At 35.5% G+C, this 14,271-nt stretch carries 10 protein-coding genes; 1 reads left to right on the top strand and 9 read right to left on the bottom strand.

The window, feature by feature from the left end:
• Window positions 1–20: 20 nt before the first annotated feature.
• The 7 genes from H592_RS0102500 to H592_RS0102470 are packed head-to-tail and all read right to left on the bottom strand — an operon-like array spanning window position 21 to window position 8,753.
• Window positions 21–1,457, bottom strand: coding sequence for an O-antigen ligase family protein (locus H592_RS0102500; RefSeq protein WP_028867357.1), 1,437 nt, complete (start codon window positions 1,455–1,457; stop codon window positions 21–23).
• A 58-nt stretch (window positions 1,458–1,515) separates the two neighbouring features.
• Window positions 1,516–2,916 (bottom strand): phenylacetate--CoA ligase family protein, encoded by a 1,401-nt coding sequence (locus H592_RS0102495; protein WP_028867356.1) that lies wholly within the window; start codon window positions 2,914–2,916, stop codon window positions 1,516–1,518.
• A 1-nt stretch (window position 2,917) separates the two neighbouring features.
• Window positions 2,918–4,126 carry a glycosyltransferase gene (locus H592_RS0102490; protein ID WP_028867355.1) on the bottom strand — a complete coding sequence of 403 codons (1,209 nt, stop codon included), beginning with the start codon at window positions 4,124–4,126 and terminating at the stop codon, window positions 2,918–2,920.
• Window positions 4,127–4,144: 18 nt separating this feature from the next.
• A complete protein-coding gene (locus tag H592_RS0102485; RefSeq protein ID WP_028867354.1) occupies window positions 4,145–5,359 on the bottom strand; it encodes a hypothetical protein in 1,215 nt (404 codons plus the stop codon).
• A 40-nt stretch (window positions 5,360–5,399) separates the two neighbouring features.
• Window positions 5,400–6,953, bottom strand: coding sequence for a lipopolysaccharide biosynthesis protein (locus H592_RS0102480; protein WP_037070778.1), 1,554 nt, complete (start codon window positions 6,951–6,953; stop codon window positions 5,400–5,402).
• 6 nt (window positions 6,954–6,959) lie between these two features.
• Window positions 6,960–7,943 (bottom strand): sulfotransferase, encoded by a 984-nt coding sequence (locus H592_RS0102475; RefSeq protein WP_028867352.1) that lies wholly within the window; start codon window positions 7,941–7,943, stop codon window positions 6,960–6,962.
• Window positions 7,944–7,955: 12 nt separating this feature from the next.
• Window positions 7,956–8,753 carry a WecB/TagA/CpsF family glycosyltransferase gene (locus H592_RS0102470; protein ID WP_028867351.1) on the bottom strand — a complete coding sequence of 266 codons (798 nt, stop codon included), beginning with the start codon at window positions 8,751–8,753 and terminating at the stop codon, window positions 7,956–7,958.
• Between the two features lie 377 nt (window positions 8,754–9,130).
• On the opposite strand from H592_RS0102470, the gene H592_RS0102465 reads away from it, so the two are divergent.
• Window positions 9,131–10,141, top strand: coding sequence for a polysaccharide deacetylase family protein (locus H592_RS0102465; RefSeq protein WP_028867350.1), 1,011 nt, complete (start codon window positions 9,131–9,133; stop codon window positions 10,139–10,141).
• A 110-nt stretch (window positions 10,142–10,251) separates the two neighbouring features.
• Here the strand turns inward: H592_RS0102465 and H592_RS0102460 are convergent, their stop codons facing one another.
• A complete protein-coding gene (locus H592_RS0102460; protein WP_028867349.1) occupies window positions 10,252–12,876 on the bottom strand; it encodes a tetratricopeptide repeat protein in 2,625 nt (874 codons plus the stop codon).
• A 40-nt stretch (window positions 12,877–12,916) separates the two neighbouring features.
• Complete coding sequence (prsR, locus tag H592_RS0102455; protein WP_028867348.1) at window positions 12,917–14,269, bottom strand: PEP-CTERM-box response regulator transcription factor; 1,353 nt, start codon at window positions 14,267–14,269, stop codon at window positions 12,917–12,919.
• Window positions 14,270–14,271: the final 2 nt, after the last annotated feature.

The raw sequence follows: 14,271 nt of genomic DNA, 5'->3' as shown, positions 1-14,271 counted from the left end.
CTTAATATAATAGGGTAAATTTATTCGCTCAGTAAGGTACTTTTAACACCATTACAGATTTTTTCCCGTTCAATATAGACTCTTAATAACAACCCTATTGCCACCCATATTCCAACTGCTCCCTCTCTAGGATAAAAGGTTTGACTACCAATAGAAGCAATAAAGAATGACATTAATAACGCAAATGAAACTCCTCCTGTCACGATATAAATTTTCTCTGAACTATCACGAAAAAGGCTCCAAGAATACTTTAAAAAAATAAAATACAATAAAAAGACAGGAATCGCGCCTACGAACCCATTATCTTGAATCCACTGTAAATAAGCATTATGAGGGTGAGGAAAGCTATCAAACTTCCCATACATCTCTCTCATTCTTAATGTTATCCCTATATTAGCCATCGCCTCTCGACCATAACCAAAAAAAGGAGCCTCTGTAATTGACTCCCAAACTAATGGCCAAGCTAAATTTCGACCAGAAGTTACTTCATAAAGATCAACCTCTTCTCCTTCAAACTCAATATCTTGATCTCCGTTCATCGGCTGTGATTCCGCTGATTCTTCAGATGAAAAACCAAAGCTAAGACGCTCAACAGCAGAAGGCGCGAAAGCAATTACAGTGATATAAACAAGCGGTATTAATAGAATATATTTTCGCCATCTAAATAAACAATAAACTCCCCCGAGAACAGCCCAGGTACCATACCCAGTTCGCCCCCCCGTTAATGCCATTGCCAGAAAAATAATAAAGCAACTAGGCAGAATAAAGTACCAGTAATGCTTAGTACTCACTAACTCCTTTAAACAAAAAACTAGCCAGAAAGCACCGCTCATCATCATCGATACATTCACACGGTGAAAACCAACACTTTTTGATATTATTTTAAGTGCTTTATGTTGTAACGCATCTCCGCCTAATGTTAATGAACCCAACTTCATTGCTTTTATCACTTGTAACGCTAATAAAATATACATTAACGCTAATGCTCCTAAAGCAAAATTATATTGCTTACGGGTACGACATCCATCAAATATAATCATGCTTGGCAATACCCATTTAAAGCAATTTATTAAATATTCATTAATATCGCTCACCATACGGGGCGCTGGTGATCCAGTAACTTCAAACAATGCTAATAAGCCACTATGATCATATAAATATCTAACAACACTAAGGGTAATGAAAAATGCATACATAAATAGTAAAGTGTTAATGAATTTCGGCATCTCCCAAATTAATTTCTCTTTTTTCCTATTAGATAACCAAGATAAGACTGTATTTGCAAACAAGAAATTCCAGTGGTTTAAACCAGGAACCCCTCCGATTGCTTTTGGCATATCGGGATGTTGGAAAATAGCCATCAGAAGAACCAACCAACAAGCTGCACGAAACCAATCCTTCCACGCATAGACACTTAAATAAGCAATTAAAAGTGTTAGCAGCGTTATTCTAATCAAGATAAAACTCCATGTATGATGTAATAAGTTTGATTACGAATAAAAATTAAATTTATTTTCATAGTTTTATTCTTTGATCAACAAATACTGATTTACCGCGTTCAGTGAGCTCAATATTCTCAACAATTTCTACTTTCACAATCACTCTTCCATCAAGTTTTTGGCCTATATTCTTTTCTATTCTGTTCTTTTGAATATCGGAAAAACCTGTATTAACGACTACTTTTATAATCGCTTTACCTGGCGTATCTTGATAAAACTGATATTTAAGTACATCATCAAAAGTATCATCATGCATATTAATAGCAGTCCAAGGAATCAAATCTTTACTTAATGTAACTAAGTATTCCTGAATTCTATGGCCTCGAATATTCTTAATAATTAGATGGTTACGGTTACATTTATCGCAAGAATCCGCTACGTATTCAGCATAATCTCCAGTCTTATAACGTATAAATGGCATTACAGTGTTGATAAAGCCAGTTCCGACTATTTCACCTACTTCACCTTGCTTTGTAATTACATTGCCTTGATCATTAACTAATTCAAAATAACCATAAGTAGGCCATACGTGATAATTTGAGGAATGTTCGCACTCACCAGCTGCTATGAGTTTTTCAGTATGTCCATATGATGAAAAATAACGACAATCAAAAACAGATTCAACGAAATCACGTTGTTCTGGATATACATTTTCTGATTCCGCTAAGATCGCTTGCACATTTGTAATCGATATATTATTTTTTTTAATATATCTTGCTAATTGATAAACAGAAGAAGGGTAAACATGCAAAAAACAGTTTTTTAAAGATTTGAGGTGTTTAACGTATTCAGCCATATCATTATCGCTCGTATGAAAGCTACTATAATAATACTCTCTAAAAATAGGATCATAACTCCTATTAACTCCGCCCTTGGTTCCTGTAACCCTTCCACGGAAAACAGCTTTAACATCCCCTAATTTAAAACCTGATTTTTTCCATCCATCGACTAAATAGGCATATTCTATTTGTGAACGACCCGCATTAATATAGAATGTTAAAGGAACACCGCTTGTGCCCCCTGTCGTAATATAATCAACCTCGGAGCTATTTTTATCCACTAACAATAGCTCTTCAATATTTTCATTAATAAAGTGCTTATCAATGAAAGGTAATATTTTAAAGTCTTCCAATGTTTGTAACGATGAAATATCAATACCGACATCGTCGTATAATTTTTTGTAAGCCGCACATTTATTATAAGCGACCAGAACCTGCTCTTTTAATTTTTTAAGCTGATATTGTTCAATTTCAGCTTTTGACCAGGTATCAGCAGAATTAATTAAGCGGCTTGTATCTCGAAATTTTTTACCTATTAAATAAGGCAATGGAACAAACGAAAGTAATAAACCAGCTAGTTTTTTCAGAGGGGTAGGCATTACAGCCCATAGATTTTTTTTAGAAAATGCTTTTTTCATTTTAATTACTTTCCGCTGTAAAAAGTTTATTCCATTGTTGCTGCACGCAAGCTAAATCAAATCGACGAGTGGATTCAATTGCATTAGCTGAATATTCAGATAATAAATCAGGGTTCTGTATTAACTTTATAATTGACTTAGAAAACTCTTCGACATCATGGTTTTCTATTAAATAACCATTATAATTATTCACTAACACATCCGAGAGGTCGCCAACATTAGGAACAATTGCTGGCAAACCTACTTTAAGCCCCTCTAACATAGATAATGAGAGTCCTTCTGATTGGGATGTTAACAGGTATAATTTCGACTTTTGTAACCAAGGCAATACGTCAGATTGATGCCCAGCAAAATAGACTCGATCTTCAATACATAATTGCTTAGCATATTCTTTTAACTCAGAGAGCAAAGGACCATCACCAATAACCAAAGCTCTACAAATAATTTGACGTTCTTTAATTTCTTTTATTATGTCCAAATATAAATCGACTTGTTTGACTTGAGATAATCTAGCAGTTAAAACAATATCAAATTCTTTACAAATGGAATCATCGAAGTAAAACTGATTTCTATCAATAGACCCTGAAATAATATGAATTTTATTGTTATGTGTGCCATTTTCACTAAAAAATAATTTAGCGCCTTTTCCCATTGTTATAACTCGAGATGCGCAAGCAATTATTTTGCAGATATAGTCAGTTATAAATTCATCTTTTCCCTTTAAAAATTTAAAAAAATCATTCTCTGTTTTCCCATTTTCAAGTGTTTCTGTTATTCCACCACCACTAAAATATATTGACCTACAGCGAAAAATTTTTGCAAAAAGAATGGCTAATGTAGCATTAAAAAGAATATGGAAACCTCCAATGTAATCAGGTTGATTTTTTAATGTACAAATAAAAAATGTACTTAACCTAGCCAAAGTTGCACCTACTACACTAGCTAAAATAGGAGGTGGGTTAATGATAGTCAAACCTTCTAATTCGTAATCAACAATGTTAGATACAATATAAACATGTTTAACACTCGCGCATGTAACCAAAGGAATTAAATGAGCATCAATCCAATTTTTTGAATAAAAAATCCCCGTTAATACAACAACATTCCCCGTTTCTTTTGATTTTTTTGTCGGTAATAAGCTGAATAATCGAATTAAACTATACAAAGAAAAAAGAACAGTTCTACCAAAAAATATTTTTATTTTATACATACTTAAGCTCGAATTAGTTTAATTTTTAATATTAGGGAAAGTTAAAGCACGCCACTTTATAGAAATACTTGCGTTTCCTGTCATATCAGGTGGGTTGTATGTTATCTCATCAAATAGTAGTTTATTGATATATAGCTTTACCTGCATTGGCTCTTCTACATAAAAAGTTAAACCTTGAAGGTCTTCTCCACTGTATGATGTAGAAAGATAGAGGTGAATTTCCTCTCCAACAACTTTAGTTATAAAACTCAGATCATCAATTGTTCGGTTGTAGCCTAATAAACGTCGTGTAGTGGCGGTTAATATCTTATGGTTATTATGATAACTTGCTAATAATTCAAAGGCTTCTCTCGTACATTGATGAAAAGGTTCTGAAGTTGAATAAACCTTACCTAAATGACTATAAAGGATGCTGCAACCTTGTTTGTTGACTAAAGTGTCTAAGACTTCTTTGGTTAAGACATGATGTATTCCTCGTGCTTGATCAAAGCAGGAAATCCCTCCCCATGCAGGATTACAACGCATAAACTCATTAACTTCAGTGCCATCAACTAATTTAGATTTGCGTAACACTTTATTATCTTTATGCATTGCATACTTTGTATTTCCTAATCTTGCAAACCAACCTTTAGCGAACTCTAACGCAATCGTTTTAAGAGAAGCTTTAATTTGCTTTTTATTAAACAGTGCTTGATAACTTCTTTTAGCATTTTGTGCAACACAGCTGGTTACGCGCCCTTTCCAAATAAAAGGCAACATACCAGATTGTACCGTTAAGTCACTATGGTAAGCGGGCTTACCGATTTCTGCCCCTTGCCCTTGCATAATATCATTGTCTAGATTAGTTGTCGCTTGAGCATGATCCACCCAGACTTCTATCTTTTTCTTACCCGCTTGAATAGCATTCCAGTGTTTTTCAATTAACGCTCTATCGTTAACAAAATCACCAAATGAATGCAGACAATCGATATGACCGGAGTCAATCAGTTGATGAATTTTTTGCCGTCCGTCATCATCTGTATTCGTATAGGAAAAATTATGTTCAGGCATATCAAAATAGATAGTATTACCCACTTCTAAGCCCACACCTTTACCTAAAGATGTTTCTTCCGTGGTATTTAAGTAACGTGCAGTTTCAAAATAAATTTCTTTATTAGGTGTTTCATCTAAATCGCTACAAATAGCCAGCATCGCATGATATGGGTAAGGGTATTTTCGTAAACTAACGCTCATGCTTAATAGCCCCTTGGTAGGTGAATATATTTAAAAAATATCATGAAGAAATTTTCAATCGACAAAACAATTTTTGTTGTGTTTTTACGGGTACTAAATAGACAAAATAGATAATAATAGTGACGATGCCAGCACTAACCAAAGTAGCTATTGCAGTAACGGAATCATTTAATTCATAGGCATGACGAGACCACGCAAGTAGGCCTAAAAATGGCATGATATAGAGTAATGGCTTAATAAAGCTACTTTGAACATAACCAAGCCATGACAGCTTCAGTTGCCGGCAAGTATAAATTGGGACAATAAACCCATAAACAATATTCATAGGGACGACAAATAATAAAGCAGCCGTAGTTAGCTCCCAATTATCAACACCTAAAAACAAAATACTTATTACAAAAATAACGAATACAGCAATGAAAGCAAATATAGAGATTTTTCCATGTTGATTCAGCCCCATTAATATACGGATAGAAGTGTCTTGCGCCATGGGTAATAATTGCCCTAGTGCAAGTATCATCATTAAAGGCCATAGTGCATAGTCATTACCCATCCAATATCGTAAAACTACATCACCATAAATAAATAAGAAACCTAAACTCGGTAAGGCAAATGCAAAGCTAAGTTTGGTGGTATTAACAAAAAGAGCCTGAATAGCTTTATCATCACCCGCCCCCTGCATGGAACCTGTTGTCGGGGTTAACATTAATGTGAATTTAGTCATAAACGTTTTTATTTGCCGAGTCAGTGCCATCGGCCTTGCAAAGACAGCTAAGGCAGCTGGTCCAATCGCACTGACTAATATAATATTAATGCTTTGCAATAAAAGAATCGGAGGAAGGTTTGATAACATGCTTTTTATACTAAAAATCAACATTTCTAGGCTGGTTGACCAGTTTGCCATTTTTAGATTAAATTGAAACTCTTTGCAGAGTCTAGCCACAAAAACAAACCGAATTGTTTCAAAAACGATTGTTGAAATTAAGTAACCTATCGCCATTCCTATCACGCCAAGATCGGTAAAAAAAAGTAGCGTAACCATCAGTGCCAATGAGAAAAGACTATCACCAGCATGCAATGAATTATGAATATCCCAACGGTGATAACCTGTCAATAATCCCTTGGCAGAGCCTGCTGCCATTCCAACTGACAAACTGAACCCTAAAAAAAGCACAACCCATTGTGCCATTTCAGTATTTTCTTTTAATGACTCACTAAAAAAAACCGGCAGTAAAAAGTAAAATAAAATAGTACATAGTGTAACTGCTGAAGACACAACTAACTGCACAAAGACTGCAGAATTTGCTACCTCATTCAATTTGACAAAATCACCCGCTGAGCGATATTTTGCAATATAACGGTTAAAACAAGCCCCCATTCCAAATCCAAGTAGCGCCAAATAACTAACAAAAGACCAACCAAAATCCCAAATACCTAACGCCACTTGGCCTACTTTTTCATCAACTAAACGAGGCATTATAAAACCTGAAAAAACAAGAACAAGCTGGCTTGCCCAGCTCACCATTAAATTCCATGTAAAGCGATCTTGTCCGCTTAAATCAACTTTTTTGTTTTTATCGATATTTTTAGTCACTGATATTTATTCCGTATAACCGAGCGATTTATGATATTCACCGGTGATTTGATGGTATGTTGCAAGCTCGTTTTTACTGAGTAGTGCTTTCCAGCGATCATCCAACTTAATCACTTCAGAGTCATCTAAACGCATGCCATTACCAACGACATGATGCTCGACAGTTTTAAAATCTAACCGTTTCAGAGAAGGGTCAACCCCTATAAATTCAAACAATTTATCTAATGTCTTTTCCGTATCATTGCATATATCTTCATAGTGCACTTGCATCCAACTTTCTTTAGGCATGGTTGCTAATACAGCTTCTGTTTCTTGATTGCAACGAACCCACTCTTCAGCGCCAACTTCGACACCTCGATTATGTTCTTGGGTCGCTCCAGCACCTCCGCCACGAAGCTTTGGATCCTTGGCATCAGCAAACTCTGATGGATTTTTATAGGCTAGAGAAACGCCTCGACCATCACGCACCATCCAAATAACTTTAACGTCTAATTCAGGGTTTTTAAGTAAGTATTTTAAACGAATGCCTATTTTTGAAGAGTCAATAACCGTCTCTACACCAGCTTGCTCAGCTATTGAACGAGCATAATCAGCATTACGTTTTTGAAGAAGAGGAAGTTGCTTTCGCCATACAGGAGATAGTGTTAACAATGAATCACGTACAAACTCCATAAATGGGTTACGCACTAAAGGTCTAAGCAACCTCTGCATATAAGGCGTTGCACCAGTGCGAATGTCAGTTCCTGCATCGGAAATACAGAAATCTTGACCTTTTGCCGCCATTTTAGTGGTGACACCTTGCCAAAACTCACAATCGCCAACTAATTTTTTACAAGAACATAAATAACTATTTTTATCACCCAAATTAATGGCTTTTAGTTCTCCAACACTACAAAGATCCGGATGAGCACCTAATAACATGGCGGTCATGGTTGACCCTGAATGACTTGCGGCTGCTAGATAAACTAATTTTTGTTTTTTATGCGTCATGTGTTTTCTTCATTAGGATTTTTGAGGTGTGATTATTTCTTTTAATAACATACCGATAAACAAGGTATTAGTTACTAAGTAGCGCTTCCATAAACGACCTGGTTCTTGAAGAACTCGGTATAACCATTCCATGCCCAGTTTCTGCCAGATTAATGGTGCGCGTTTAACTTTACCTGCAAATACATCAAATGATCCGCCTACACCATGCACTACAGGCACTTGCATTACGTCCCCCCATTTAGCCATAAATTGCTCTTTTTTAGGTGAGGTAATAGCAACAAATAATACATCTGCTTTTGCGGCTGCAATATTTTCAGCGACTTCGCTTTGTTGATCATCAGAGAAGTACCCATTTTGGCGACCAGCAATGACCACACCAGGATAATGTTTATGAATTTGACGTTCAATTTCTTCTGATATTTCTTCCGTCGCACCTAAACAAAAGACACGGTAACCTAATTTATTACCACGTTCTAATATGCCATGCATAAGATCGATGCCAGCGACTCGCTCTGGTAATTTTTTATTGAGGATTTTGCTGGCTAATACCACTGCACTTCCATCAGCAAGAATCAAATTTGATGAAGTAACATCCTCCCCAAGAGCAGGGTTACGCTTCATATTGACTACTTTAGCCGCATTTAACATACCGATATGTAGAGATTGTTTAGAAGTGATACATTCGTTAATAACATCTAGGGATTGGGACATGCCTAATGGATGGATATCGATACCAAACATTTTAATAGTGGGCGCTTGTACCTTATATCGTTTTAAAGGTTCATTTAATACGCAATTATCATCCGTCATTAGCCTGTCCTTAGCAGTTATATTTTATTATTTTACTATTATTTTAATATAATGATTGTTTATATTACTTCAACTCTGAATAAGCAAATTAGCATAGCTACTTCTATAGTTATCTGCTTTAAACTACTTTCCAATAACCCGTTATTGGTTCTTGAATTCAGTAATAAGTTCAATAGTTATTATTGAACTGCACAAATTAACTACAGGGTAATATTTTAAACTTAACTTATTGATATAATGACAGCTTTCACTTCCATCGAACGGAGTCAAAATTAAGATGTAAATATTAACACAATTTAATACCATCTTTTCCGCATATAAAGATAAAATACTCATTTTATTACGTTAAGTCACTACAAATAACAGGGAATCTAACAATGCAGGCAGTAGACTATTTAATAAGCTTAGATTACGAATTATTTTTTGGTAAAAATCCAGGCTCAGTTGAAAATTGTATGCTGAAACCTACGAAGCAATTAATCACTATTTTAGATAAACACAATAGTAAAGTTTGCTTATTTGTCGATGCGGGTTTTCTTGTTAAATTAAAAGAGTATTCCAATCAGTTCTCTGAACTTAAAGAACAATATAACGAGATTCAAAAACAATTATTATCACTATCCGAAGCAGGCCACGATATACAACTGCATATTCACCCACATTGGTTTGATAGTATTTATGATCAAGCAGGTTGGCAGATTAATACAAGCCGTTATCGTTTACATGACTTTTCAGAACAAGAAATAGAAGAGATAGTAAGTACTTACAAAGCTGAATTACAACTTTGTAGCCATCGTCCTATCTTTGCTTATCGAGCTGGAGGTTGGTGCTTACAGCCATTTATCAAAATTAAACAGGCTTTGCTAAATAATGGAATTTGGTTAGATAGTACCGTCTTTAATCAGGGTTATTCATCGGATCCAACACGACACTTTGACTTTAAAGATATGCCACAACAACCCTCTTGGACTTTCTCTAACGATCCATTGCTACCAGAGCAATATGGAGAGTTTGTTGAATTACCGATCAGTGCCTTTAAAACTTCTCCTTTATTTTTCTGGAAACTTGCTTTTCACAAAAAATTCTCAAGTAAGCAATTCAAACCCTTTGGTGATGGCCAAGCAATGGTAGCGAATAATCACTATTACTTTCAAAGGCTAACACAGAGTACTTATGGCCCCGTTATGATCGATGGCGCGAAATCTGGACAACTACAAAGAGCCTTTCATAGGCACCTTAAGCAAGGGGATGCTAAGGGGATATTTAATATCATGGGGCATCCCAAAAGCCTTGCTCCTTACTCTTTACATAAACTAGATCTGTTTTTGAGTAAGAATAAACAATTGCACTGCAAGACCTTTCAAGACTTGGTTCATTTAAAAAAATAAAGCAAACGAAGTAAATATTCATGTTCATGTTCATGTAAAAATAAAGCCCCTCAATCATTGTTTATAACGATTGAGGGGCTTTTTACAATATTACTTTTTAAACTAATTTATTATTTTTCAGAAACTAAAGACCAATGCTTTTTAATTTCAGCATCATTTGGCATTAATTCTAACGCTTTTTTGAGTATTGGTTTTGCTTGTTCATATTTACCCGCCTGATATAAGATCCAACCGTAAGTATCTAAAACAGCACCATTATTCGGTGCGACTTTATAAGCCCTTTCAGCCATTACCTCGGCTTTAGGATCCCCACTTAATGAATATAACCAAGCTGCATTATTCAAGCTAGCTACTTGATTAGGAGCAACCGATAGAACTTTCTCATAAGCCGCTATCGCTGCTGTATTATTACCTTCACCTTGCAATACCATGCCATCATTTAAATTTGCATAAACACTGTTAGGTGATTTTTCTTTCCATTTAGCTAATAAATCACGCGCTTTTACATTATCTTCAACTTTATAAAAGTTATATAACTCAAGAGCAATTTCCTCTGTTGAACTTTTATTCCATTCAGCTTTTAATAACTGCTCAGCTTTGACTTTATCTTTCTGTGCTAATGCTAATTGAGCCTGTAAAAGTACGACTTGAGGGTTGTCCGGCAACATAGATTCTATTTGCTTCAATACTTTATCAGCTTCCGTATATTGCCCTGAACGCGTCTCAATTGTAGCCAGCCTAATTAAGAACAATGGTTGTTCAGGCGTTAATTGCAATTGCGCTAATGTTAACTCCCTCGCAACAGGGTAATTCCCCTCTTGCATTGCCATAATAATTCTTACATTACTTATTTGTTGTTGTAATTGATCGGCTTTATCTTTTAACTCAACGGGTAAATTCGATGCAGTTTTAACCAGCTGATCTGCTTCGGTTAAATTATTACTTTGATACTGATAATCAGCCAACACTAACGCTAAAATATTAGCCTTATGTTTATTGGATAAATAGGTACCAACCGTTAGAGGATCTTTTTGCTGCTGCTTAAGGCTAACAACCGCACCATAATAAGCTCTTAATTGGTCTGGATATAGCGTAATTATTTTATCGTATTGCTCAAAAGCAGCTTTCCAATCTTGTTGAATCTGCTTGCTTTGTGCTAAGCCGTAATAAGCCTGCACATCATTATCAGATTCTTCAATAATGCGATTAAAATGATCCTCTGCAAGCAAGAATTGATTACGGTATAGATAATAATTTGCAACTAATAAGCGTGTTTGTGTAGAACTACCTTCACTCTTAGCCAGCTCAGTAATAAATTGATCTGCTTTGTCTAATTCCTTTAATTCAACTAATTTTTTTAAATAAGCTGTTTGCAAAGGGAAATCCGAAGCATTTTTTTGCAGACCTTTTGCTAATACATCTAGTACTTGTTGTGATTGTTCTGGCGTTTTAGCAGTAATATAACTACTTGTTAATAAAGGTAGTTGAGATGAATCTGGAAATAGTTTTGCGATTCGAGCAAGCGCAATGTCAGCTTTATCAAACTCACCTTCTGAAATAGCAGCAATGGTATAAAGAGTTAACGTATCAAGTCGATTTTCATAGCCAATCACATCATCTAATATCGCTAATACATCGTTACTCTGATTTAGCTTAAGCTGAGTCATTGCATAGATTTGAGTTAATTGTGGCGTATTCACTTCAGGGTCGATCATACCTGATAGGTATTTTTCAGCACCGTTGATATCGCCCTCTGTGTATAAAATAACACCTAACATGGTCGACGCTTTATTATTTTTTGCATCAATTTTTAAGATTTCATAGAGCTCTTTTTTGGCTTTTGCGATCTCTTTTCTTTTGTAATATTCCTGTGCAGAGGCATAGTGCTCGTTAATAGTGGTTGCTGTTGGAAATTCATCACTTAGTATACGTGAGTATAATAAAGCTTCAGAGCTACGCCCTTGTGAAGTTAGAATACTTGTTAGTGCTCTTAGAATACCAATACGCTCAGGCGTGAAAATATCAGATGACGGGATCACAGTAAGTGCATAAGACAATGTCTTCTCAGCGTTTTCTATTTCTCCTTTACCCATTAATAGAAAGCCTTTAAGCATTAAGCCTTCGATATTTTTTTCATCAACTTGTAATGCACTATCAAGTAATGAAAGAGCATTCTGCTTATTATTCTGTGCTGCAGCAATGCGTGCTTCACCAATTAAACCTTCACTTTTGAAGCCTGATGTCGTCTGCAATTCTTTGAATAATAATAATGCTTGTTTACTATTATCTTCAAGTAACAGTATTTTTGCTTTTAACAATTTAAATTGACTAGGATTTTGAGATAACAAATCAGCATGCTGCTCAATTAATTTATTTGCAGAAATAACCTTGCCACTACGTTGATAAGACTCTAACAGTAGTAAGTAATAGTCTGCATTTTTATCGCCTTTATAAGCGTTTAAAACCTCAATCGATTGATTAGATTGCCCTAGTTTATTATAGGTTTTTGCTAAAATAACATAACCATCAATATGATTGGGATACGCTGCAATTGCGTTATTGGCAGAGTTGATCGCGGCTTTAAATTGGCTCTGATCCAGATAAGTTTTGCCTTGCTGAGTATATTGAGTCAAATCCGCAACATTAGCTGATTCAGTATCTCCATCACAGCCAACCATAAGCAAAGAGCTTGCTAATACAAATGAACTCAAAATGCCTGTCGTATGTTTTTTCATGGTATTCCCTTTTATAAAAGGTAGTTGAAATTCATTTTAATTATTGCATATCGTATTTTTTCATTAGGTCATAGAGCGTAGGTCGCGTGATACCTAAAGATTTTGCGGCCGCGCTTACATTATGGTCAGATGCAATTAATGCTTGCTTCAACGCACTTACTTCTGCATTTCGTCTAATTTCTTTTAGGTTAAGCGGTGTCGTATCGGCATTCACTAATCCTAAATCTAAAGCACTGATGTATTTTAAATCGCACATGATAGCTGCACGTTTTATTTTGTTTTCCATCTCTCGCACATTACCTGGCCAAGTATGATTTTCTATGCCATTTATCGCATCTTCCGAAAAACCGATAATTTGTAATTTCTGTTTTTTTACATACTTGTTAAGTAAATATTTAGCCAATAAAATTTTATCTGAACCACGATCTCTTAAGGGCGGTATATCTATTTGAATTTCTGCAATACGATAAAAGAGATCTTCACGAAACTCACCTGTAGCGACCAATTTTTCTAAATCTTTATGGGTTGCACATATAATACGAGTATCGATATTAATTTGCGTTCGACCACCTACTCGCTCTATTACTCGCTCTTGTAAAAAACGCAATAATTTAGCTTGCAGGTGTAATGGCATATCACCAATTTCATCAAGAAATAAGGTCCCTTTATGCGCCATTTCAATTTTACCGACAGTACTTTTAACTGCACCGGTAAATGCACCTTTTTCATAACCAAAGAGTTCACTTTCAATCAAGTTTTCAGGGATAGCTGCACAATTTATCGCTATCATCTTATGATCTTTTCGCAAACTAAGTTGATGCAGAGAATTAGCGATAACTTCTTTACCCGTTCCACTTTCACCAATCAATAAACAAGACGCATCAGTGGGAGCAATTTTTTCTATCATCGAGCATATTTTTAACATCTTAGTATCGCTAGCAATCAACCCATTTAACATTGATTCTTTTTGACTGCGACTGCTAAGCTGACGATTTTTCTCTTCTAGATGATAGATATGAAAAGCACGTTGCACGATAAGATCTAATGTATCTGCATCTACTGGTTTGGCATAAAAGTCATAGGAGCCTAATTTAACAGCCTGCATTGCATGTTCATTACCCTCATTGCCGGTCATCACAATAATTTTCATATAAGGATGTAAATGAAGCGCCTGCTGCAATAATTCAAACCCTTCGGTCACACCATCCTCATCGGGAGGCAGCCCCAAATCTTGGATCATGACTTTAGGCTCATGCAAACGAATAGCAGAGATAGCTTCTTTTTGATTGGCGGCAATGACAACATTATAATCAGAAAAATGCCATTTCAATTGGGTCTGTAAGCCAAGATCATCTTCTACTATCAGTAACGTATCAGCTTTTTTATTTTTCAATA

Source organism: Psychromonas arctica DSM 14288 (genome assembly GCF_000482725.1).
Classification (GTDB): Bacteria; Pseudomonadota; Gammaproteobacteria; order Enterobacterales; family Psychromonadaceae; genus Psychromonas; species Psychromonas arctica.
Note: the sequence above shows the minus strand (reverse complement) of the source record. Positions and strands in the feature narration are given on the sequence as shown.

What these genes read in the sequence shown, in the direction of transcription:
- H592_RS0102495 (WP_028867356.1), bottom strand. Translation starts at nt 2,916, where the DNA reads ATGAAAAAAGCATTTTCTAAAAAAAATCTATGGGCTGTAATGCCTACC.
- H592_RS0102490 (WP_028867355.1), bottom strand. Translation starts at nt 4,126, where the DNA reads ATGTATAAAATAAAAATATTTTTTGGTAGAACTGTTCTTTTTTCTTTG.
- H592_RS0102485 (WP_028867354.1), bottom strand. Translation starts at nt 5,359, where the DNA reads ATGAGCGTTAGTTTACGAAAATACCCTTACCCATATCATGCGATGCTG.
- H592_RS0102475 (WP_028867352.1), bottom strand. Translation starts at nt 7,943, where the DNA reads ATGACGCATAAAAAACAAAAATTAGTTTATCTAGCAGCCGCAAGTCAT.
- H592_RS0102470 (WP_028867351.1), bottom strand. Translation starts at nt 8,753, where the DNA reads ATGACGGATGATAATTGCGTATTAAATGAACCTTTAAAACGATATAAG.
- H592_RS0102465 (WP_028867350.1), top strand. Translation starts at nt 9,131, where the DNA reads ATGCAGGCAGTAGACTATTTAATAAGCTTAGATTACGAATTATTTTTT.
- H592_RS0102460 (WP_028867349.1), bottom strand. Translation starts at nt 12,876, where the DNA reads ATGAAAAAACATACGACAGGCATTTTGAGTTCATTTGTATTAGCAAGC.